18 protein-coding genes are annotated in these 23,515 nt (G+C 55.5%); 1 reads left to right on the top strand and 17 read right to left on the bottom strand.

What is annotated here, in order from left to right:
• Positions 1-35: 35 nt before the first annotated feature.
• From fdnG to AB1500_11270, 11 genes are all read right to left on the bottom strand, one after another.
• A complete protein-coding gene (fdnG, locus tag AB1500_11320) occupies positions 36-3,083 on the bottom strand; it encodes a formate dehydrogenase-N subunit alpha (protein MEW6183740.1) in 3,048 nt (1,015 codons plus the stop codon).
• 479 nt (positions 3,084-3,562) lie between these two features.
• Complete coding sequence (ytaF, locus tag AB1500_11315) at positions 3,563-4,210, bottom strand: sporulation membrane protein YtaF (protein ID MEW6183739.1); 648 nt, start codon at positions 4,208-4,210, stop codon at positions 3,563-3,565.
• Positions 4,211-4,535: 325 nt separating this feature from the next.
• Positions 4,536-5,672, bottom strand: coding sequence for an MFS transporter (locus tag AB1500_11310; protein MEW6183738.1), 1,137 nt, complete (start codon positions 5,670-5,672; stop codon positions 4,536-4,538).
• Positions 5,673-5,746: 74 nt separating this feature from the next.
• Entirely contained in the window at positions 5,747-6,394 is a 648-nt protein-coding gene (locus AB1500_11305) for a DUF502 domain-containing protein (protein ID MEW6183737.1), read from the bottom strand.
• 13 nt (positions 6,395-6,407) lie between these two features.
• Complete coding sequence (locus AB1500_11300; GenBank protein MEW6183736.1) at positions 6,408-6,989, bottom strand: DUF6657 family protein; 582 nt, start codon at positions 6,987-6,989, stop codon at positions 6,408-6,410.
• Positions 6,990-7,398: 409 nt separating this feature from the next.
• Entirely contained in the window at positions 7,399-9,129 is a 1,731-nt protein-coding gene (polX, locus tag AB1500_11295; GenBank protein ID MEW6183735.1) for a DNA polymerase/3'-5' exonuclease PolX, read from the bottom strand.
• A 204-nt stretch (positions 9,130-9,333) separates the two neighbouring features.
• A complete protein-coding gene (locus tag AB1500_11290) occupies positions 9,334-10,158 on the bottom strand; it encodes an MBL fold metallo-hydrolase (protein MEW6183734.1) in 825 nt (274 codons plus the stop codon).
• 31 nt (positions 10,159-10,189) lie between these two features.
• The gene (locus AB1500_11285; protein ID MEW6183733.1) at positions 10,190-11,101 is read right to left on the bottom strand and encodes a TIGR01212 family radical SAM protein; all 912 of its coding nucleotides are present in this window, start codon (positions 11,099-11,101) and stop codon (positions 10,190-10,192) included.
• Positions 11,102-11,314: 213 nt separating this feature from the next.
• Positions 11,315-11,788 (bottom strand): putative toxin-antitoxin system toxin component, PIN family, encoded by a 474-nt coding sequence (locus tag AB1500_11280; GenBank protein MEW6183732.1) that lies wholly within the window; start codon positions 11,786-11,788, stop codon positions 11,315-11,317.
• Positions 11,785-12,063 carry an acylphosphatase gene (locus AB1500_11275; protein MEW6183731.1) on the bottom strand — a complete coding sequence of 93 codons (279 nt, stop codon included), beginning with the start codon at positions 12,061-12,063 and terminating at the stop codon, positions 11,785-11,787. The genes AB1500_11280 and AB1500_11275 overlap by 4 nt, the downstream gene beginning before the upstream one ends.
• 198 nt (positions 12,064-12,261) lie before the next feature.
• Positions 12,262-12,861, bottom strand: coding sequence for a YkgJ family cysteine cluster protein (locus AB1500_11270; protein ID MEW6183730.1), 600 nt, complete (start codon positions 12,859-12,861; stop codon positions 12,262-12,264).
• A 400-nt stretch (positions 12,862-13,261) separates the two neighbouring features.
• Between AB1500_11270 and AB1500_11265 the strand changes: the two genes are divergently transcribed.
• Positions 13,262-15,970 (top strand): PAS domain S-box protein, encoded by a 2,709-nt coding sequence (locus AB1500_11265; GenBank protein ID MEW6183729.1) that lies wholly within the window; start codon positions 13,262-13,264, stop codon positions 15,968-15,970.
• Positions 15,971-15,994: 24 nt separating this feature from the next.
• Here the strand turns inward: AB1500_11265 and pyrE are convergent, their stop codons facing one another.
• From pyrE to carA, 6 genes are read right to left on the bottom strand one after another with little or no spacing between them, the layout of a single operon-like run.
• A complete protein-coding gene (pyrE, locus tag AB1500_11260) occupies positions 15,995-16,564 on the bottom strand; it encodes an orotate phosphoribosyltransferase (GenBank protein MEW6183728.1) in 570 nt (189 codons plus the stop codon).
• 14 nt (positions 16,565-16,578) lie between these two features.
• Positions 16,579-17,295, bottom strand: coding sequence for an orotidine-5'-phosphate decarboxylase (gene pyrF / locus AB1500_11255; GenBank protein ID MEW6183727.1), 717 nt, complete (start codon positions 17,293-17,295; stop codon positions 16,579-16,581).
• Positions 17,296-17,325: 30 nt separating this feature from the next.
• Positions 17,326-18,252, bottom strand: a complete 927-nt coding sequence (locus AB1500_11250; protein MEW6183726.1) for a dihydroorotate dehydrogenase — start codon at positions 18,250-18,252, stop codon at positions 17,326-17,328.
• A complete protein-coding gene (locus AB1500_11245; protein ID MEW6183725.1) occupies positions 18,249-19,028 on the bottom strand; it encodes a dihydroorotate dehydrogenase electron transfer subunit in 780 nt (259 codons plus the stop codon). Before AB1500_11245 ends, AB1500_11250 begins: the two co-directional genes overlap by 4 nt.
• Positions 19,025-22,255, bottom strand: a complete 3,231-nt coding sequence (carB, locus tag AB1500_11240) for a carbamoyl-phosphate synthase large subunit (GenBank protein ID MEW6183724.1) — start codon at positions 22,253-22,255, stop codon at positions 19,025-19,027. Before carB ends, AB1500_11245 begins: the two co-directional genes overlap by 4 nt.
• 3 nt (positions 22,256-22,258) lie before the next feature.
• A complete protein-coding gene (gene carA, locus AB1500_11235) occupies positions 22,259-23,338 on the bottom strand; it encodes a glutamine-hydrolyzing carbamoyl-phosphate synthase small subunit (GenBank protein MEW6183723.1) in 1,080 nt (359 codons plus the stop codon).
• Between the last annotated feature and the right edge of the window lie 177 nt (positions 23,339-23,515).

The raw sequence follows: 23,515 nt of genomic DNA, 5'->3' as shown, positions 1-23,515 counted from the left end.
ATAGCCCCTGGCATCTTGTTTCTTGCAACACTCATCTATGCCTTCCGGATATTGCAGAGACAAGCCTTGTACTCCGGAATCTGGGTGTTCGCATCACCGAGAGAAACGGTGAGCACGTTCGCCGATTCTCCCTTTCCGAGGCCCTGATACCCCCAGTGCCAGGGTACGCCGACGATCTCGATCTCTCTCCCGCCCACCTTGAGCGGGTTGATCTCGGGCAGAACGGATGCCTTGCATTTGATCTGGCCCCGTGCTGTGGATACCGATACGGTATCTCCCGCTTTTATTTTCAGCTTCGCTGCCAGTTTTGACGATATAGCAACGAACACCTCCGGATTAAGCTCCACCAGCAACGGACAGTTCCTGGTCACCGCGCCGCTCTGGTAGTGCTCGATCATCCGGTACGTCGTAAGGACATATGGGAAATCGGGGCTTGCCGTGGCCGCCACCTTGTCGAAGGCGCCCTTGCGCCTCAGGATCATCGGGTTGTTCTGCTGCTTGGACATCGCATTAGACACAGGGCTTTCCACCGGTTCGTAATGCTCGGGCAGCGGCCCTTCCTTCAAGCCCGCGGCCCTGATTCCGTACTGCGCCCCGAACAGCCGCCCTATGCCCTCCGGGATCATAATGAAAGGACCCGCCGCGGTTTTGTCGGGGGACACCGTGGCGTTATAGTCCGCAACATCGTTGTTGACCCACTTCGCGCCGTCCCAGGACATAAGCGCCCTCGTGGGATCCCAGGGTTTCCCGGCGGGGTCTGTTGCGCAGCGGTTGTAAACGATACGGCGGTTGACCGGCCAGGCGAAAGACCATTTGGGATAGAGACCCAAACCGCTTTTATCGGTCCGGTTGCGCCGTTTCGCAGCCACTACCTTCTCGTCGGCATCCACCGCCCAGTAACCGGCGTAAATCCAGCAGCCGCATGCAGTCGAGCCGTCGTCCGTAAGCTTGGCGAAAGTCGCCAGGGCGCTTCCGTCCGCAACCGTATAGCCGTTGACCTCAAGAGCCACCTTTGCCACGTCGGGCTCGTCCACACCGGTTGCATCGTAATTCCATACCATGTTCAAAATCGGATCGGGGAACTTTCCGCCCTCCTGATAAAGCTTCCGTACGGCCTTATACAGCCTGTCCGCGATCCAGAGGTCGGATTTGGCGTCGCCCGGCGGATCTACCGCCTTCCAGCGGAACTGAGCCCAGCGGCCGCTGTTGGTAACCGTGCCTTCCTTTTCGTAAGAAAAGGCTGCCGGCAGTAAAAAGACCTCGGTATTGATCTGTTTGGGGTTGGCGCCGGGGCGCTTCCAGAAAGCCGCCGTTTCGGTCTCAAAAACATCCACCGCAACCATCCAGTTCAGGTTTTCCACCGCCTTCCGCTCCGCTTCAGCAGTTGGACCGCCGACCAGCGGGTTTTGCCCCCAGGCGAACAAACCTTTAACCTTGTACGACGCTATGTCCTGGAAGATGGCCACGTGGGAGTGGTCGGCCCCGTCCGTTTTAGGCAGCCAGTCGAAGCAAAAGTCGTTTTTCTTAGTCGCCTTATCGCCGAACCAGGCCTTCAGTTGACTGATAAAAAACTTAGGCGTGTTGGACCAGTAGCTGGTCTTCGGGGTTTCTTTATCGATGTAGTCCTGCAGCTTGGTGTGCTTTGTGGCGTCTACCATGCCAAGATACCCCGGCAGCAGGTGAAAGAGCATCGCCATATCGGTTGAGCCCTGCACGTTGGACTCACCCCGCTGCGCGTTCACACCGCCGCCCGGGATGCCGATATTACCCAACAGAAGCTGGAGCATCGCCGTAGCCCGCACATTCTGGCTTCCGTACGTATGCTGGGTGATCCCCATGGCATAGATCAGATTGCCGGCCTTACCCGGGGTACCCGTTGCGCAGTAGGTTTCACACACCTTCTTGTAAACGTCCTCCGGCGTCCCGGTAATACTGGAGACGGTCTTGATGTCGTAACGGGCGACGTGTCTTTTCAAAACCTGGAACACGCAGTTCGGGTCGGTCAGGGTGGGGTCTTTTTTGATTGTTTCGCCGTCTTTTTGATAACCCCAGGACTTGGTGTCATACGTTACCTTCCCGTCCTTTACGGTCGCGCCCGAGAACAGGCCGTTATCGAGTTTGTAGTCCGGGCTTACCAGATAGGCGGCATTCGTGTAATTCACGATATATTCTTTGTGATAAAGGTTGTTTTCAATCGCGTAGTTCATAATTCCGAGAAGGAAAGCGATATCCGTACCGGGCCGGATGGGAGCGTAAATATCAGCTAAAGCGGCGCTCTTGGTGAACCTCGGATCCACCACAATCAGCTTTGTGCCGCGCGTTTCCCTACCCTTTAAAATCCAGCGCATCGACATGGGATGGCATTCCGCGGAATTGGAACCGATCATCAGAACGGCATCGGCGTTCTTGTAATCGATAAAGTGGTTGGTCATTACTCCTCTACCAAATGTGTTGGCCAGACCGGCCACGGTTGAGGAGTGTCAGAGACGGGCGTGGTGGTCGATGTTAATGACCCCGAGGCCGCGGAGGAACTTATGGATGGCGTAGTTTTCCTCATTGTCCAGGGACGCGCTTCCCAGGTGGGCGATCGCCTGGGTACGGTTAACGGTGACGCCTTTAGCGTCCTTTTCTTCGAAGTTGGCGTCGCGTGTCGCCTTGACGCGTTTGGCGATCTCCTCAATCGCCCAGTCCCAGTCCTTGACCTGCCAGTCCGTTCCGCCGCGAGCGCGGTATAGCACCTGGGTCACCCGGCGCGAGTTTGCGGTTCTGTTCCTGCCTTCGTCGACGATGGTGTTAACATCGGAGATTGAAGTGCCTTTGGGGCAAAGAGCCCCCTCGTTAATCGGGTGGTCCGGATCGCCTTCTATGGAAACAACCTTATTACCTTTACTGTAAACCAGTAAGCCGCAGCCGCAGCCGCAATAAGCGCAAACCGATCTCGTCTCCCTGGCTGTTACCAGCTTGTGGTAGCCGAATGACACAGCGGGCAGTTCTGCTGCGGAACCGGCCATCGGATATCCGAGAACGCCCGCCGTTCCGAGGCCGAGAAGTTTTAAGAAATCCCGACGACTGAATCCTCCCATACGTCTCCCCTCTCTTTGAAATTATTTGGACACACTCTTTCAATGCTTGTACTTATTCCGGCGATCCCCCCTTAAAGAACCAATTCGTCTAATCCTGTCGATTTCTTAGGGAAGAAGAATCCCAACATGCCTGGAAATTAAAAAAACACCCTTCCTTCTGGCCCACGTGTAACCAGGGAAAGATCTTTCTCGCGATAAATTTTTGGTTAGAAGCTCTTCCGCTTTAAGATAGGCTCGTCAAAAGCGTCGATCCTGAAACCGGGGAGTGTTCTTTGGTTAAGTGGTGAAATAATTCACTCTTATTATCAGTCTAAAACATTCTTTTGCCACGGTCAACAAATTTCAACAAATTATTTAAATTCTGCGACTACCGCGCACTTTCCTTGCGGATTTTTATCGCCCAAGGAGGCCATACGATCTGCAAAATACTAATGAGACGGACCTCTTTTTCTATAAAGACCAATGAACTTACTCATATTTTAAATAAACAACTGGTATCCGCCGATGAGTATGAGTAAGACGCCGGCGGCTGTTCCGGCCTTACCGCCGAGCCAGCGTGAGATGTAGTTCTCGCCTACCTTCAACCCGCACCACAATAACAACAGACTGATAAAGGCTACGGCAAAGGAGGTGAATACCGGGCGCAATCCCAGAAAGCCGGCGCCGAACCCGCCGGCAAAGTTGTTCAGGGTTAAGGCCCCGCCCAGCAGGCAGGCCTCCCTTATATCGATATGGCCTGAATAATCAGAGTCGGCAAGCGGAGGTGTCAACAAAAGGTCCGTCAGCTTCTGGGAGTCGGTATCACCGTCTCTTGAGTCTTCCGGTACTGGTTCCTTCTTGCGTAATACTCCCGAAGCCTTTCGTCTGCGCACCTCGTCGTATATGACCCAGATCCCCATGCCCGATATCACCATACAGCCGATGTATTTACCCAACACCGATGAGAACCGGCCTGAAAGCCACTGTCCCGCCAAAAGCGCCGCCAGCGTACCGAAGCTTGTTATGGAAGCGATCAGTACGTTAGAAATAAGAGGGACGCGGATTTTCTTAGCCCCCAGGGAAATCCCCACCCCAAGGCTGTCAATGTTCACCGCAAGCACCAGAAGTAACGCGCCGATCAGGTCCATACCCTACCCCCAAAATAAACCTAACAACCCCAGGTTATGATGGAGGCGGGGACACGGTTACTGTCGCGATAAGCATTAAGTCCCGAGTCTAAAGTCGACATTCCTGAGTCCGGGAGGCAAAGTCGCGGGTCAGGATTCGTGAGTCATGATTCAAGTCCGGGAACTAGGAAACAAAAAAGATGAAGGATAAGGGCGAGAGGAGGAAGGATGAAAAATACAGGTACAGAGTTCCTGATTCTACATTCTACATTCTACCTACTACTACCGGATTCTAACCTTGAACCTTGAACCTTGAACCTTGAACGGACCCCCAAGTTCTATCCGTCTAAGCTCTCTTGCGTCGGACGTTTTTTGGGGCCCACAAGAGGCCGGCAAAGCTCAAGGCGGCTGCGGCATACATCGGCGCGCTGTAACCCCAGACGGACGACAAAAAACCGCCAATAAACGGACCCGCCGCCATGCATAGATTTGTGGTCGCGACCATAATCCCCGTGGCCGTGCCTTTTTCCTCACCCGACCGTAAGAGCAGAACCAAGGCCTCGATGTAAAGCATCGACCACGCCAGAGAAAGGAGCGCCTGCATCGGGATGACCTGAAAATAAAAGGCGGCGGCGGTGTAGAGTAAGAAGACGATCCCGGAAAGAAACAGCCCCAGCCGGAACATTCCCCTTCCAGTGAAGCGTTCAATCAGGGCCATCAATACCGCCTGACCGGCATAGTTTGTGGTGACCACCATCGCTATCCAGAATTTATCGGCGCCCAACTCCCGAAGGAACAGCGGGAAAATAATCCAGACCGCGGACGCCCCTAACTGTCTCAGGAAAAAAGGCCAGTATACGGCGCGGTTGCGCCAGATGACCGTGAGGAACCTCGGCGGAGGAGGGATTTGCAGCTTGTTGTACTCTTCCAGATGCAGACTGAGGAAGAAGGCCACCGCACAGCTGAAGAAACTCAGGACGAAGAGAAGATTATACTCCTTTAACACTGCGGAAGCCAAGGATCCCGCAATCAGGCCCAGGGCGCCGAATGAACTGAACTTTCCCACCCCGCCGTGGTTCTCGTAGGCGAAGACCACCAGCGCCCCGGTGGTAATCCCCAGGGCAAATCCCACGACCGTCCGCACCGCCAGCAAGGTGCCTACGTCCAGGGCAAGCAACTGACCGAGGAAAGCAAGGGCGCTCAACGCGAGCCCGATTCTGATGAAGCGGAGTCTGCCGAAAAGGTCAGCCTGGCGTCCGAAAACAAAAGCGGCGGCGAAATAGGCCAGCCCGTTAGCCGCGCCGACGAGACCGACATCCATAACCGTTCCGCCGAGATCCCGGGTCAGAAGGGGGATAAACAACCGGGAGGATTCAAAAGACAGGTTTAAAAGGAACCCTATCCAAAACGGGGTGACAAACCGCTGCCGGAACCATTCAATCAACTGACTCGTCTCTCCCCTTCTTGCCTCCCCGTACGGCACTCAACAACCCCTGTCTAAACTCCGCCCCGCTTGTTTAGGACCGAGACTGCAATATGCTTCCGGTTATTGATTCGTCAGATCTCGGATTTAATAACATTCCTGGCGTTGTTCGGCTCAATAATACCGGTGGATACGATCATCCGCAGCCCGTCTTCAACCGGAATATTGAGAAATACAATGTCCTCCCTCGGTACAAAAATCAAGAAGCCGGACATCGGCACCGGAACGTGCGGCACCAGTACCTTAACCAGTTCCTGGCCCACGGCGTTTCTGATTATCCCGCCGACCTCACCGACGAGAAAGCCCACCGCCCAGCTTTCCGGGTGGGGGAACCGGACCATTACGACTTCCCGGAATACCTGTTTCTTCTCCTGGCTGAAGGTATCGACTATCTCTTTTGCGGTACGGTAAAGGGTATTAGCAAGAGGTATCCGGTAGACCACGGACTCCCAGTAAAAAAGGAGACGCCTGCCGACAACGTTGGTGACCAATACGCCCACGGAAAGGATCAACACCACGGTGATCACGAGCCCGAGACCGGGAATCCCAAAAGGTAAGAAACGGACTACCAACCCTCCGATAAGCCCGTCGACAAAGCCAAAAATCTTCCATAAAATATAAACGGTAACCGCGGCCGGAAGAATAACCGCCATTCCGGTGAGAAAGTAGTTGCGCAAGTTGCGTTTGATCGATTTTCGCCTCGCTTTTTCTGTTTTACTCATGTGCAATTGTCACTCAATTGATTTTTCCTATCTTCGTTTTTTGTTCGGCCAATACCGCTTCATATTGACTGTCAAGCTGGCCCTGGGTCCTCAGCCACTCCTCCTGGAAACCCGGGTGACGCTCCACATCGTACTTCACCCTTGTCCCCGTCTGACGTTCAAGGGCGTCCTGCGCCTGCTCCAGCCTGGCGGAATAACTCTCTTTAAGGTTGGCGTAAGCGTGCTCCAAAGACTGTTCATAGTAATGAAAAAGGTATTCCAGCTCGCTGAAGATCTGCTGCAGGGCAGACCGGTCCTGCTTTATCGCCATCAGACCCTCCATGGCCCGCTTGTTGTTTTCCTGAGTCAAATCGGCCCGCGGAAGTTGGATGTTCCTTAAAAAGGTCTCTTCCATCCCTCGTTTTACGAATACACGATTGTCTTCTTCGTATTTTCCGAGCTCGGCGGCAACGTTAAAATCTTTTACATCTAAAAACATCGCCGCAGCGGTGTGACCCTTGGGGACATACTCAAGGTCCGTCAGATCCACACCGGCGATATTCATTTTTTCCACGCGTTCCATAGCCTTTTCGTAGGCGGTCTTGATTTCACCCATATATACCCCTCCATACAGCCTCTAAAAATACTTTCTTCTTTCGGCAGGCGCGGCGATAAGTAACGCATTGCCGCCAACTTCCAACTTCCCACTTCTCATTTCCCGATTTCCCGGTTCGTCTCCACCGGTCTTTCTTGCACTGCATCGTTTCTCGCCGCGTTCCACCTTTGTTACGTTACTGCTTCTAAGTAACCAACTTAGGGGTCCTCATTTTCATTCATCACGGTGTGCTCCGCGCGGGGTAACTCCCTTTAAAATAAGCGTTCTTTCGTAGAGCCGCGTTCCGTTCATGTTGCTCTTCGGGATCTAAGTAACCGGCTTACGGGTCGCAATTTTTCATTTTTCATTTGTGCGTAACGCGGCATGGGCGGCTCCTTCAGTGCTCTCCACATAGCCTATTCTTGCCAAACTATCCTTGGAACAAACGTTTCTTTTCATTCAGAGATTCAAGCAACTCGCGGTGGCTCAATGTGTTTACGACCTGCTTCGGGCCGAGCCATCCCCGGCGCGCCACGCCGACCCCGAGCGAGATGAAGTCCATATGGCTTAACAGGTGGGCGTCGCTTCCGATGGAAAACCTTACGCCTTTCGCTGCTGCTGTGCGGCACAGATGGTCGTTCAAATCCAACCTTTTATAATATGCGTTGATTTCCAGGACGGTTGCCGTTTCCGCCGCCGTATTAAACACCGCCGCCAAATCGACCCCATAGCCCCCCCGTTCTCCGATAAGCCTTCCCGTAGGATGCGCGATTACATGAACATAAGGGTTTTTCATGGCGGTTAACAACCGTCGTGTTTGAACCTCCTCCCCCTGGCGGAAACCGGTGTGGATTGCGGCCACGACAACATCGAGCGACGCAAGCACCTCGTCGGGGTAATCAAGCCGACCGTCCATACCGATTTCCACTTCAGCGCCGCAAAGGAGTCTGAAATCGCCGCTTTGCGCGTTGAACGCCTCAACGGCCGCCCGTTTCCTTTCGAGCGCCTGCAGGTCAAGCCCTCCGGCCACCTTCAGGGACTGGGAGTGATCGCAAACCGCCACCCACTGGTGCCCCATCCGCCTCGCCTTTTCCGCTATCTCCCCGAGGGAAGCCGAACCGTCGCTGTACTTTGAGTGTACGTGAAGGTCTCCCTTTATCTCCCATGGTTCCACAATCCGCGGGAGACTTCCTGCCAAACCCGCTTCGATCTCTCCCCGATCCTCCCGCAGCTCCGGAGGGATAAAAGGCAGGCCGACAGCCGCAAAAACCTCTTCTTCCGTGGCCCCGGCAATCCTTTTCCGTCCGCGGAAAACCCCGTATTCGTTTATCTTCAGCCCCAGCCGGACGCCCAGTTCCCTGATCCTGATGTTGTGGGCTTTAGAACCTGTAAGGTAACACAGCGCCGCGCCGAAGCTCTTATCCGGCACCACCCGCAGGTCGATCTGCAGCCCGTCTCTTGTACGCACGCTTGTTTTGGTCGGCCCTCTGGCAGCCACTTCCGCAACCAGCGGCAATCCCAGAAACAGTTCCATCACCTTATCCGGATGGCCGGATGAAACCAGGATATCGATGTCGCCGACGGTTTCCGAACCGCGCCTAAGGCTTCCGGCAATGGCGGCCTGCTTCACCGGAACCCGGTCCTCAAGGACCGCCACCAGCATTCGGGCAAAGGGAAGAATAAGCCCCAGCGGCCGGCGGTCCCTGGCGGAGCGCAGCAGCGCGATACCGTGCAGGATTTTTTGCTCGGTCTTTGCCTTAATGCCGGGGATCTCCTTCAACCGGCCTTCAAGCGCCATTCGTTCAAGCGCGTCCACGCTTTCGATACCCGCTTCCAGGGAAAGCAGCCGGGCGGTCTTCGGCCCCACTCCGGGAACCACGATAATTTCCAACAGGCCTTTCGGGACCTGTTTCTTCAACGCCTCGTATTTCTGAAGCGTCCCCGTGGCAAGGATCTCTTCGATTTTGCGCGCAAGTTCCTTCCCTATTCCCGGAATCGCCGTCAACTCACCTCTTGCGGCGACGTTTTTTATATCTTCGGAGAGGTTTTCGACGTTTTGTGCCGCTCTTCGATAGGCGCGAACCCGGAAAGCGTCCTCACCAAGGATCTCCATAACCTCGGCCATTCCCTTAAAGATGTCGCAGACATCGGCATTTTTCATGTCAGTCACCCTCGGGTAATGTGGAAGAATAAACGCTTTCAACTGAATCCTTGCCTGAATAGTTATATTGATTAAACCCGATTCTATTATGAATTGTGGATTATGACTACTAATTTCTGCATACGTACCTAAAACCTTAATCCAAATAGTAAGAAATTATTTTCTTGGCGTCCTTGCGATAAAAATCTAACCAGAGAGATATTTCTAAAACTCGAGGGTCTCGCCGGAAGCCGCAAAAACAAAACGCTCCCCGAAGACAGCCGCAAGGCGTGCCGCCACGGGTAGGCCGGTGCAGTGGTTGGCCGCCAGCACGCTTAGATCGAGTTCCTTGAGGAAGGAGACGGTGGCTTCTAATTGCACGTTTTCCGCCGGACCGAGGTGCGTCCCGCCCACTACCGCCGCCACCTTGTCCACGCCGGTCACCGCCCGGGCGTGTTCTATGATATTGATTACCCCGGCGTGGGCGCAGCCGAGCAGCACCACCAACCCGACGGATGTGACGGCGTAAATGCTCAAATCGTCCGCCAGCGGGTCAGGCACGCGTTCATCGCCCCGGTAAACGTACATGCGGGTATCAGCCGCATCGAGACACGACTCCCGGAGCACCTCCCCGCTGAGCCACAGTCCCGGGAAGAGCTCGAGTGGTTCCGCTGTCAGGATAAAATCGGCGCCCGCGGTCTCAAGAGCCTCTTTGACATACGGAATGCCGATATACCTGTCCGAAGGCGACGAAACCCGATGCGCGCTGAAGACATCCGGGTGGGCGTAAACCGGTACCCGCCTGCCGATATGCTCCAGTGCGTCCCTTAACCCGCCGGTATGGTCGGAGTGCCCGTGGCTGAGTATGATGGCTTCGGCCTCCCGCAAATCAATCCCCAGCAAGGCTGCGTTGGGCACCACCGCCCCGCGCTGCCCGGTATCAAAAAGCAGCTTACGGCCATTATACTCGACCCACAGGCTGAGACCGTGTTCCCCGCCAATCGGAAGCGTCCGTCCGACGGAGTTTTCAACCAACACGGTTATTCGCATTTTATCCCTCCCCAAAAATAGTCCATGAATATCACCGCTCGTCTCTCAGGGCGCTTCCCTGCCGCGTACCGCGTCGCCGGAGTTCCCTGTCGACCGCTTCTATCACCCGGGTTTTACTTATCCCCCAGCGGGGCGCCAACAGTAAGGCTTCATCGGTCGCTTCGCTCACAAGGCGCAGGACTACCATTGAAGGAGACAGGTGCTCGATAAAATCGCAGGCCAGGACGACGTACTCGGTCGCATCTAGGGTTTTTATTCCGCCCTGTTCCCATTCCCCTGCAAGGGACGCGCCTCTAAAAACCTGCAGGTGGTGCATCTTAACCCCTTCGACACCGACGGCGCTCAAGGAACGCGCCGTTTGGATCATTTCATCGCGGGATTCCCCCGGCAGTCCGATAATCACATGCGCGCCGATGTATAACCCCCGGTCCCCGGTACGCTTCACGGCATCGACGAACGCCGCGAAATCGTGACCGCGGTTTATACGTTTCAAGGTTTTATCATGACAGGACTGCAGCCCGTACTCCACCCATACCATCCACCGGGAGGCATAGCTTTGCAACAGATCAAGCACCGGGTTTGGCACACAGTCCGGACGTGTGGCGACACACAGCCCGACGACCTCCGGGTCCGACAGCGCCTCTTCATAAAGCCGATGCAAACGCTCCACCGGCGCGTACGTGTTGGTATACGCCTGAAAGTAGGCCAGATACCGTCCGTCGCGGCGTCGTGCGTCCTTAAACCGCCGGATCTGTTCCCTTACCGAAAGTTCCTGCCCCGCGAAAGGACTGAAAGCCCGATTGACACAAAACGCGCACCCGCCCCTGCCCGCGGCACCGTCCCGGTTGGGGCAGCCGAAACCGGCATCCAGCGGTATCTTGCTAACCGGTGATGAAAAGTGCGCGCGCAGAAACGTCCGGAAGGTGTTATAGCGCTTTTCCAATTTACGGCCTCTCGTTATAGGAGGCTGTTGCAAAACGGCGCCTGCCTGGTTTGGAGGTGAGAGGCAAGATGTTAGAGGTTAGAATTCTGACCTCTTGCATCCAACTTCCGACATCGCCATGTTTGTTTTCACGGCCTCCGGGTTCTTTTCAAGCATTAACCACCGAAAGTCGGCAGATCTTCTTTCTACCGTCTAAGGTGTTTTGTAACACTCTTATAGGTTTTCACGTTCAAGAAAGTCACTCGCCCTGAGAATAACAACGCCTTCATATTCCCCTACCTGCAGGAGGTGCCTGTCCTGCGATACGATGTAATCCGCCCGGCCCGCCGCCGCGCATTCCAGCAACCGGTTGTCTGAAGGGTCGTCCCTGATCACGGCGACTCTAATACCCGGCTCGGTCCAAATCAGGTTTTCATTGCGCAGCAGATCCCCCAGGAGTCTTTCCCGGCGCTCCACCGCCTCCATGGGACCAAAACGCATCCGCGAAAAGGTATGAAGGTATTCCGCCCTCAACGCCGGACTGATAAGGACGATGACTTCCCCCGCAAGCCACAGACCAACGACGCGTCCGGATGCCTTAACGGGGTTTATCAAACCGCCCATGACCACGTTGGTGTCTACAACAATGCGAGGTTTCTCGCTTCCGACATCCCGCATCCCGTTTTTCAAAAGTCGCCGGTACTTCACCAGCGGATGTTGAAACCTTTAAATTCACCGGACCAACTCTCCCGTATGTCCTCAACCCTTTTTACGCGCGCGGAAGGCGGTCCCTTGCGGCACCAATCCACAACCGCTTCCACAGCGTTCTCCTCCCCCTCCAAAACCGCTTCCACCGAGCCGTCAGCCAGGTTCCTGATCCAGCCGGCTACACCTTCTTCCAGTGCCTTTTCCCGGGTGTGACCGCGAAAGTAAACCCCTTGTACCCGTCCGGTTATAATAACACGCATCCGGATCTTCGGCAATCTTACGCCCCCTCCTGAAAGCAGTTCAAAGTTCTAAGTTCAAGGTTCGAGGCTAGATTTCAGAACCCCAACCCCCGAACTCGCAACCCGAAACTCGTAACCCGAGACTCGCAACCCGAGACTCGCAACCCATAACCCGTATCTCTTCTTTTTCCGGACTTTAGGACTAAAAACTTAGGACTGAGGACTTTCTTTCCTTCATCTTTTACCCTTGGCGAGCAATTCCCGCCAAAGTCTCTTGGGAACCACCTCGCGCAACGGCACTAGATCATACCGCCATTTTCCGCAAAAAGGCGTCTGCGGCCAGTCTCGTTCGTCAACCCCCGGACTTTCGGCGTAATGTACGACACGTCTTGTTCTTAACCACTGGCGCACCAGTTCGTCTTCACCCCTGTTTGTTACCGCTTCCCGCAACGCCATGACCCGCTCCGGCGCCGGGGCGCAGATGAAGGTCTGACAGACAAACGGGCGGACCGGGTATACCCGGCAGGTTCGGTTCCTGCGGTCCAGAAAGATACAGCGACCATCCTCAAGCAGACGCAGGGTGATGTCGACGACCGGCCCCCTTACGCTTACCGTTGTATAACGCGAGATAAACCCCCCCAAAGTTTTTACTTCCATCACCGCCGAGAGGACAAAGCAATCGATAATGGTCAACGGGGCCCGTTCGGCGCAACACCGGTCGCATCCGAAACACTCCGACGGCCCCGGATTCCGCTGCCTCGACAGCTTCAGGCTTTGAAAAGCCGCATTAACTGCGTCAAGGTAGTCCTGTACGGTGGCTGTTTTTTTATTCACGACCACGTCGTATCCCGAAGACTCACCAAAACGCCGCGGGAGGATTCTTACCGACGTAACTATTCACCCTTTCGCATTACAACTTACGGGCAAAAGGCTGCTCCTTCCATCGCTGTTCAACTCTTAGTATACAAAAGAGATAAGCTTTTCGCCATCGCTGCAGGCACAATACCGGCAGTTTTACACAGGACACGTTCGAGCGCGGCGCTCCGCAGCAACTGCCGCCCCTGGAATCCCCCCACCCGCAAACCGTCAATTTTCCAGGACGGCGCTTTTGCCGGATAGACGTTTTTAACTCCTCCCTTATAAAAATATACAGGCATAAAAACTTAATCTTCACTGGTTTTCTGCCGATTAATAAATAACTATGCACAACAAAGAAAAAACACCGGCTCAATTAATGGCGGAGATCGATGCCTTGCAAAAGCGCCTCGACGAATTTAAGGGCGCAACACCCGACCGGCAAACCGCTGTGCCTGAAACATCGCAGCGGGCGGATGATTTTTGCCCCGTTTGCGATGAACTTTTTAAAAGCGCAAAGGTACTGCTCGAATGTAAGGATTTTAAGGAAACATCACGGGCGATCTTTGACTCCTGCAAGAATCTGATAGGAGCCGACCTTGGTTTTATAGGCCTGTTAAATGAAGAAAGGACCCGGTATGAAGCGCTTTTTCTTGAGACCGGATCGCTTGTCTGTTCGGTGGACCCGTCTGTTCCAATCACCTTCCGCGGCTTGTTTGCAGAAGCCTGCCGCAAGGGTGAGGTCATCTGCAGGAACTCCTTCCGCGACAGCAAGTGGGATCACATGCTTCCGGCGGGGCATGTAAGACTTGACAACGTGTTGATCGCGCCTCTTCAAATAAAGGATAATACCGTCGGCCTGCTCACTCTTGCCAACAAACAGGGCGGATTTTCGGAAAAGGACGCCAGGATCATATCCGCCTTCAGCAACATGGCCGCGGTTTCCCTTCACAACAACCGAACCCTGGAACTGCTTATAAACAGCGAAGAACGCTTCCGCTCGGTCGCGCAATCCGCAAGCGACGCGATAATCTGCTTCAACCGCTACGGTAAGATCGTTATCTGGAACCACGCCGCCCAAAACATGTTCGGTTATGAAGCTTCGGAGATTGTCGGAAAGCGGTTTTCGAAGATAATACCGAAACGTTTCCGGCCTGCATATATGAAGGAGGTTAATGAACTTATCAGAACCGAGAAATCCGGCTTGACCGGTAGAACGATCGAGATGGTCGGGCTGAGGAAAGACTCAAGCGAGTTCCCGGCTGAGGTATCGTTTTCGACCTGGCAGGCCGGGGGAGAGTATTTCTTCACCAACATCGTCCGGGACATCTCCGAACGCAGGCGGACGGAGGAGGCCCTGCGAACTTCCGAAAACAAGTACCGCACCATCTTTGAGAACTCAGGCACCGCCATAGCCATAATCGAAGAGGATACAACGGTTTCCATGGCAAACACCCAATATGCGAAATTGGTCGGTTGCACCAAGGAGGAAATAGAGGGAAAAAGGAGCTGGACCGAGTTTGTCCTGGAAGACGACATAGCCCGGATGCAGGGTTACCACAGAAGCCGAAGAATCGATCCCGAGACGGCCCCGCGGAACTACGAATTCCGGACCCTCGACAGGAACGGAAACGTAAAAGATACGTTTATCACTATCTCGATGATCCCGGGAACGAAACAAAGCCTGGCGTCGCTATCGGACATCACCAGTATCAAACGGGCGGAAAAGGCGCTGCGCAAGCAGCAAAAACTGGTTCAGACCATCCTTGAGGTGACGCCCGATCAGTTCGCCTTAAAAGACCAGAATCTGACCTACCTTGCCGCAAATCAAGCGTTTTGCAATTTCCTCGGAAAACCGGCTCAAGAGATTATCGGCAGGACGGATTATGACCTTTTCCCGCCGGATGAGGCCCAAAAGTACCGTCAGGAAGACCTGGCGGTCATGAACATGAAAGAAACCAGGTTGCAGGAGGAAGAAACAACGGGAGCGACCGGAAAACAGTGGCTGCACGTGGCTAAAACTCCGGTAATCGATGATGCGGGCAAATCGATAGGGGTTCTCTGCTCGGTGCGTAACATATCAGACCTGAAACGTGCGCAACAGGCGCTTAAAGATAACGAACATTTTCTTTCAAACGTTTTTGAAAGCATACAAGACGGGATAAGCATTCTGGACACGGAGTTCAATCTGGTCAGGGTCAACCCCACGATGGAACGCTGGTACGTGCACACCACGCCGCTCGTCGGCAGAAAATGCTGGGAGGCGTATTCGGGACGAAAGGAACGCTGTAGGTCCTGCCCCACGGCGGAAACACTTAAAACCGGCAAGCCGGCTTACGGCGTGCTGCCCAAATTGGGTCCCGGAAAAAAGCCGGTCGGGTGGCTGGACGTTTACTGCTTTCCCTGCACAGACCGGGCAACGGGAGAGATCAAAGGGGTAATCGAATACCTCCACGATATCACCAGGCGCAAGCTGTCCGAAGAAGAACTGCAACGGAGTTTCCGAAGGCTTCAGAAAACCATTGAAGAAACAATCCGGGCAATGGCAAGGGTCGTCGAAATGAGAGACGCTTACACCGCCGGACACCAGCGGCGAGTGGCCGACCTTGCCGGCGCGATAGCCAGAGAGATGGGCTGTGACGACGCGAAGGTGAAAGAGATACACATGGCAGCCATTGTCCACGATATCGGAAAGATAGGCGTGCCGGTCGAAATCCTCAACAAGCCTGCGGTGCTGAGCGAACTGGAATTCAACCTGATTAGAATCCATCCCGAGGTCGGCTATAACATATTAAAGACAATTGAATTTCCTTGGCCGATCGCCCAGGTTATACTGCAGCACCACGAAAGGCTGAATGGTTCCGGATATCCTCTTGGCTTGCAGGGTGAAAATATCCTTCCCGAAGCACGCATCCTCGCCGTTGCCGATGTGGTTGAAGCCATGGCTTCGCACCGGCCCTACCGTCCGGCGCTGGGAATAGCGAAGGCGTTGGCGGAAATTGAAAAAAACAGGGGAATTCTCTACGATCCGGAGGTTTCAGACGCCTGTATGAGACTCTTTTCGCATAGAGGCTTCGTTCTGGATTAGGAGAGTATCTTAAGAATCGCAGAACTACTTCCGGCTTCCGGGTTTTATCGCCGGAATACCTTTACCGCAAAGCGGACAGTCCGCCGGGTCCCATGCCTGAGCGTCGACCTCGAACAGGGTGTTGAAGTGTGCCGGAAAACTTACCTTTCCGCCGCTGCGGTCAATCAGGGCGCCAAAACCTGTAATCCTCGCTCCGAGATCCTCAACGGCTTTTGCCGCTTCCTTCACCGACCCGCCGGTTGTAACGACGTCCTCAACCACCAGAACTTTCTCACCCGGGGCCACGTAAAAACCGCGCCTCAAACGCATCGCCCCGTCCACTCTTTCGGTGAAAACCGCCCGCACCCCGAGCGCTCGCGCCACCTCATGCGCCACGATGATACCGCCCAACGCCGGCCCGACAACGCATTCCATTTCAGCTCCTTTGAATCGCGCGGCAAGCGCTGACCCGAGGCGTGCCGCACATTCCGGAAACTGGAGCACCAGCGCGCACTGGATGTAAGTATCACTGTGCCGTCCTGAAGTAAGGATAAAATGCCCCGAAAGGATGGCTCTTGTCTTTTCAAAAAACGCACGAATTTCAGCTTGGTTCAAACGAATCACTCACTTTACTCCAAAGAATCAACTATCTCTTGCGCCGCCCGCAGCGGGTCCGGCGCCTCAAGTACCGGCCTGCCCACCACGATGTAATCCGCGCCCGCCTTTACGGCCGCCGCAGGGGTCATAACCCGCCGCTGGTCTCTTAACGGCGAACCGTCAGGACGAACTCCCGGCGTGACGATTAAAAAATCGGGGCCGCATGCTTCACGGACCGAGGCAGCCTCCTGTGGCGAGGCGACCACCCCGTCGAGACGGCATTCCCGCGCCAAACGCGCCCACACTACTACTTGTTCTGCGACCGTTCCGGAGATTCCGACCTCGTCCTGCAACGCCTTTTCGTCAAGACTTGTCAATACCGTTACCGCTATGATTTTCGGCGTCGCTATGCCGAGACGCAGCGCTTCCGTCGAAGCCGCCTCGCGCGCAGCCTGCATCATCGCCTTCCCGCCCGAGGCGTGAACGTTGATCAGCGTTGCGCCCAGGGAGGTCAACACCCGTACGCCGCCCGCCACCGTGGAAGGTATGTCGTGGAGTTTAAGGTCCGTGAAAACGACCGGGGCCTTCCCCCGGAGGTAAGAAACCGCCTCCGGTCCTACCCGGTAAAAAAGCCGCATCCCCACCTTAAAACCGCCGACCTGCCCGGAAAGCAGTCCGACCAGGTCGCGTGCCCTTTCCCAGCCGTCAACGTCCAGGGCCACTATCAGCCGGTCTTTATTCTGTTTCATTCCCCCATCTCACCTCCAACCTCCGACCTCTCACCTCTCACTTCCCAAATGAGCGGCGCCGATAAGTTCTTTGATATCCTGAATGCCTTCCAACGCCAGGGCCTGATCCAGCCCTGCAGCGAGTTCCATTGTGAGCCGCGGGTTAACGAAGTTGCCTGTTCCCACCGCCACCACGGTCGCACCGCACATAATGAATTCAAGGACGTCCTGAATGGTTGTTACCCCGCCCATCCCTATAATCGGTAGCCCAAGTTCTTTGTATACCCGCCATACCGCCCAAAGGGCCACCGGTTTTATGGCCGGTCCGGAGAGACCTCCGGTAATGTTACCCAGAACAGGCCGCCTTTTCTTTATGTCTACGGCCAACCCCGGAAGGGTGTTGATCAACGAAACACCGCTCGCCCCGGCAAGCGCCGCGGTCCTCGCCGCCTCCACCACGTCCTTGCCTAAAACTCCAAGCTTGGCGAATACCGGCAGATCACCGGAGACCGCCCTAACCCGGCCGGTAACAGACTTCACGACCTCCATATCCGCACCGAAGGCCATTCCCCCGCGGCTTACGTTCGGACAGGAAAGATTAATCTCAATGGCATCGACCCCGGCATGGGCCAATCGTCCTGCCACCAGTTCGTACTCTTCGGCTGTTTCCCCCGCGACACTTGCGATAACCTTAACCCTTCGACGTCTCAGTTCGGGCAGGTAGTGGTCGATAACCTCGGTTACCCCCGGGTTTTGGAGACCGATACTGTTAAGCATCCCCGCCGGTGTTTCGGTAACCCGGGGCGGCGGATTGCCCTGGCGGGGGTTGGTGGTTACACTTTTCAACACAACACCGCCCAGCGCGGCCAGGTTGACATAGGGCTCGTATTCGAGCCCGAACCCGAAGGTGCCTGAAGCGGTCACGATCGGATTCTTCAGCTTTAAACCCGCAATCTCAACGTCAAGAGCAGGCCTCATTCCCAGATCACCTCTTCCGCCCGGAAAACCGGACCGTCGTGGCAAACCCTTTTGTATGTAGGGCCTTCCTCACCCGCAATTTTGACGGCGCACCCCCGGCATGCACCGACGCCGCAGCCCATTCGCTCCTCGAGCGTCACCTCCGCCCACAGCACGCCCGCTTCCCCTAACAACCCTGAAAGCGCCTTCAGCATAGGCGGCGGCCCCGCGGCGTAAACGATCTCGGCAGGCGGTATGCCTTGCGCCCGGAGAAGGTCGACCACCGTCCCTTTATAACCGCTCGAACCGTTGTTGGTCGCCGTAACCAGGTTTACCCGCAGACCGCTTAACTCATCCATAAGCAGTAGCTGATATTTATTCTGAGCGCCGTAAAAGACCGTAACCTCGTTGCCCAGTGCCCTCAAACGCTGTACCAGAAATAGCAGCGGAGCGATCCCCAGCCCTCCGGCAACAACGACGAAGCTTCCCTTAGAAGGAATCGTGAAGCCATTTCCCAGGGGGCCCAGAATATTCATACGCCGGCCCAGTTTCTTACCGGCCATAAGCGACGTGCCCCGCCCTACCACCCGGTAAAGTATTTTTACAAGCCCGCGCGTACGATCAACGGTGTTGACGCTCAGCGGTCGTCGTAAAAGCGGGTCGAGCGTGAAACCGGTCTTGACCATCAGGAACTGTCCGGGTTGTGCCGCCGCGGCGACTTCCGGAGCATATATCTCGAGCCGGTAGCAGTCCGTGGCTACCTTCCGCTGGGTTACAACCTCCACCTCGTAAATCACGCCTTTGCCTCCCCGAAATGGTATTCTTGAAGGGGCACCACCGGGATGAATTCGCCGCGCATTTTGGCTTTCATTACTTCGACAATGGCCCGCATCGTATCGAGCGACGTGATGCAGGGGACACCCAGTTCCACAGCCGTCCGCCTGATGCGGAATCCTTCGCGTGCCGGCATCTTCCCCCGGGTAAGCGTGTTCAGCACCAGATTGATACTCCCCGAGCGCAAAAGGTCCACGATGTTCGGCGACCCTTCATGCAGTTTCTTAACCGTCTGTACACGTATACCGTGAGATCGGAGCGCCTTTGATGTTCCGACCGTGGATAGAATCCGGAAGCCCAAATCGGCAAGTTCGCGAACGATGGCGACCGTTTCCTCTTTGTCCCGGTCCGAAACCGTTACCAGGAGCGTGCCCCCCTGCGGGAAGGTGTACCCGGCAGACAGACAGCCTTTGTAAAGTGCCGCCGCATAATCCCTGTCCACTCCCATGACCTCGCCCGTAGACTTCATTTCCGGCCCGAGAGAAACGTCGACATCGAGCAGCTTTGCGAAAGAGAAAACCGGTACCTTGACCCCGATGTACGGCATCTTTCGGTATAGTCCGGGCGAATATCCGAAATCCTTTATCCGATGGCCCATAATCGCCCGAGTTGCAAGGGTGATCATGGGAACACCGGTGATTTTGCTGAGATAAGGCACCGTCCTACTGGCCCGCGGGTTCACCTCCAGGACATAAGGCTGATTATTCGGGCCTATGACGTACTGAATGTTTAACAGCCCCTGAACCCTGAGCGCCCGGGCCAGACGCGTCGTATAATCCGCTATCCTCTCTTCGATCTGCGGGTTCAGGGTCTGTGAAGGGTAGACGGCGATGCTGTCACCGGAATGGACGCCGGCTCTTTCCACGTGCTCCATTATTCCCGGTATCAGCACGTCCGTGCCGTCGCTGATGCCGTCCACCTCGACCTCCTTGCCGAAAATATACTTGTCAACCAGCACCGGGTGCTCAGGACTGACCCGGACCGCGGACCGCATGTACTCAACCAGGTCATCCTGGCTGTAGACGATCTCCATCGCCCGCCCGCCCAAAACGTACGAAGGACGCACCAGCACCGGAAATCCGACCCGACGCGCCACCGCCGCCGCCTCACCTACCGAATAGGCCGCGCCGCCAGCGGGACGGGGTATACCCAGTTCCTCCACCAGGCTGTCGAACCTCTCCCTGTCTTCCGCCGCATCGATGTCGTCAACCGAGGTCCCCAGAATTCTAAAACCTGACGCCGCAACGGTCTTGGCCAGATTTATCGCCGTTTGGCCTCCAAACTGAACCACCACGCCCTCCGGCTGCTCCTTGCGCAGGATGTTTATCACGTCTTCCGGCACCAGGGGTTCGAAGTAAAGCCTGTCGGCCGTGTCGAAATCAGTACTTACCGTTTCCGGGTTGTTATTGATGATTATCGCTTTTACGCCTTCCTGGCGCAGAGCCCAGACGCAGTGAACGGAGCAATAGTCGAATTCGATCCCCTGTCCGATCCGGATCGGCCCGGAGCCCAAAACCACCACCCGTCTGCCCGACTCCGGGGGTGCCTCGTCCTCCGCTTCGTAGGCGGAGTAATAGTAAGGGGTTTCGGCTTCGAATTCCGCGGCGCAGGTGTCCACCATTTTATATACCGGACTCGTCCCGTTTTCTTCCCGTTTCCGGCGAACATCCCGCTCACTCAAGCCGGTAAGTTCCGCAATTCTTGAGTCGGGCAGGCCGATTCGCTTGGCGTTTTCGAGTCCCGGAATACCGAGCCCCTCCGGTCCAATCCGCCGCAAGCCTTCTTCGGCGCTAACGATATTTTTAATCTTTTCAAGGAACCAGACATCGACTCTCGAAAGAGCAGCGATCCGCTCCACGGTGAAGCCGCGTCTCAGGGCCTCGGCCGCAATGAAAATCCTCTCGTCATGCGCACCGGCCAGTTTTCGCTCTATTTCCTCATCCTCCAGCCTGCCGGCTTCGGGTAAAACGAGGCTGAACAGGCCGATTTCGAGTGAACGCACGGCTTTCATAAGCGCCTGCTCGAACGTCCGGCCGATCGCCATGACCTCACCCGTGGACTTCATCTGCGTGCCCAGCGCCCTGTTCGCAAGCGCGAATTTGTCAAACGGCCAGCGCGGGAATTTAACCACCAGGTAGTCAAGCGCCGGCTCAAAACAGGCGTAAGTCTTTCCGGTTACCGCGTTCCTTATCTCGTCCAGCCTCAGGCCGACCGCGATCTTGGCTGCGACTTTGGCGATCGGGTATCCCGTGGCCTTGGAGGCCAGCGCCGAAGACCGGGAAACCCGTGGATTGACCTCAATGACATAGTACTGATAACTGGCGGTATCCAAAGCGAACTGGATGTTGCAGCCGCCTTCGACCCCTAGGGCACGTATGATCTTCAAGGAGGCGGTCCGCAGCAACTGGTATTCTTTATCACTCAGCGTCTGTGACGGGGCCACTACGATGCTGTCGCCGGTATGTACGCCCATGGGGTCGAAGTTTTCCATGTTGCAGACTGTAATGCAGTTATCCGCCCCGTCACGCATCACCTCATACTCGACTTCCTTCCACCCCGCAACGCACTGTTCGATTAATATCTGGTGGATGATGCTGTGTTTAAGACCCCTGGTCGCAATGTCCGCGAGTTCGGTCCCATCCCTGGCCACACCGCCTCCTGTGCCGCCAAGGGTGTAGGCCGGGCGTACCACCACCGGAAAACCGATTTCCGCGGAAAGGGCTGCCGCGTCTTTAAGGTTCGACACAATGCCGCTTTGCGGCACCGGTTCACCGATTTCCTGAAGCATCGCCTTGAAAAGCTCCCGGTCCTCGGCCTTTTTAATGGTCGCAAGGGGCGTTCCCAGCAGTTCTACGCCTACTTCATCGATTATCCCGGCGTCACTGAGTTCAAGCGCCAGGTTAAGCCCTACCTGTCCCCCGAGGGTCGGCAGTAAACCGTCCGGTCGTTCCCGACGCAGGACCTTGGCTACGAACTCCGGGGTAAGCGGCTCTATATAAACCTTATCCGCCATGTTAGCGTCAGTCATGATGGTTGCCGGATTGGAATTAATCAATACGACTTCAAGCCCCTCCTCTTTCAAGGAGCGGCAGGCCTGTGTTCCCGCATAGTCAAACTCCGCCGCCTGACCGATGATTATCGGGCCCGAGCCGATAACCATTACCTTTCTCAGGTCGTTCCGCCGTGGCATTCTTTATCTCCCTTCGCGACCCATAACCTCAATAAATTCGTCGAATAAGTATTCAGCATCGTTCGTACCCGGCGCCGCTTCCGGATGATACTGCACCGAAAAAACCGGCAGGTGCCGATGCCGCAAGCCTTCAACCGTTCCGTCATTAATATTCACGTGGGAAACCAGAACCTCCTCCGGGAGGGAATCGGCGTCTACCGAAAAGCCGTGGTTATGCGATGTTATGTAAACTCTTCCGCTAACCAGGTCTTTTACCGGGTGGTTGACGCCCCGGTGGCCGAACTTAAGCTTGTAAGTCCGCCCGCCGAAAGCCAGTCCCAGCACCTGGTGGCCGAGGCAGATGCCGAAAACCGGCAGCCTGCCGAATAACTCCCGTACCGTGCCCGCGGCGTAAATTACATCCGTCGGGTCCCCCGGGCCGTTGGAAAGCATAACGCCGTCCGGATCATAACTTAAAACCTCCGCCGCCGTCGTGTGCGGCGGAACCACTACGACGTCGCAACCCCGGTTATTGAGGCACCTGATGATGTTTCTTTTCGCCCCGAAATCAAACAGCACCACCCGGTAACGGTTGCCGCCCGGAACGACGAACGGCTGCTGCGTCGAAACCTCCGGCACCAGTGCCTGACCGGTTAAAACCGGACAATCACGGGCCTTCTGCACCAGGCTTTCCGAGTCAAAATCAACCGTGCTGAGAACCCCGCGCATCGTACCGTAATGTCTTAACCGCCTGGTAAGTGAACGCGTATCAATTCCGGCGAGCCCGATTACCCCCTGCCCGGCAAGGTAAGCGTCAATGCTGAGCCGGCACCGCCAGTTGGAAGGAGTTCCACACGCCTCCCGTACAATAAAACCACGTACAAAAGAACGCAGGGATTCAAAGTCCTCTTCGTTAATCCCGTAATTCCCGATGAGGGGATAGGTCATCGTTACGATCTGCCCGCAGTAAGATGGGTCCGTCAGCACCTCCTGATAACCGGTCATCCCGGTGTTGAAAACCACCTCGCCCCAGTTTTCGCCGTCGGCACCGAAAGCGAGTCCTTCATACACGGTCCCGTCTTCGAGCGCAAGAGCCCCTCGCATCAATCGCCCTCCCCTGTAAATAAATCAACCGCCAATACGCCAAGAACGCCATGTATCAAGAAAATGAATATGTGACAACAGTTAAATCACTATTTACACGTAGATTTTTATTCTTCCGTTTATACCGGCCAAAGGCCTGCATGCGCTACTCCTTCAAACCCGCAGTGATTCCGTCAT

The sequence above is a fragment of the Bacillota bacterium genome (assembly GCA_040755295.1).
Taxonomy (GTDB): Bacteria; Bacillota; Desulfotomaculia; order Desulfotomaculales; family Ammonificaceae; genus SURF-55.
Note: the sequence above shows the minus strand (reverse complement) of the source record. Positions and strands in the feature narration are given on the sequence as shown.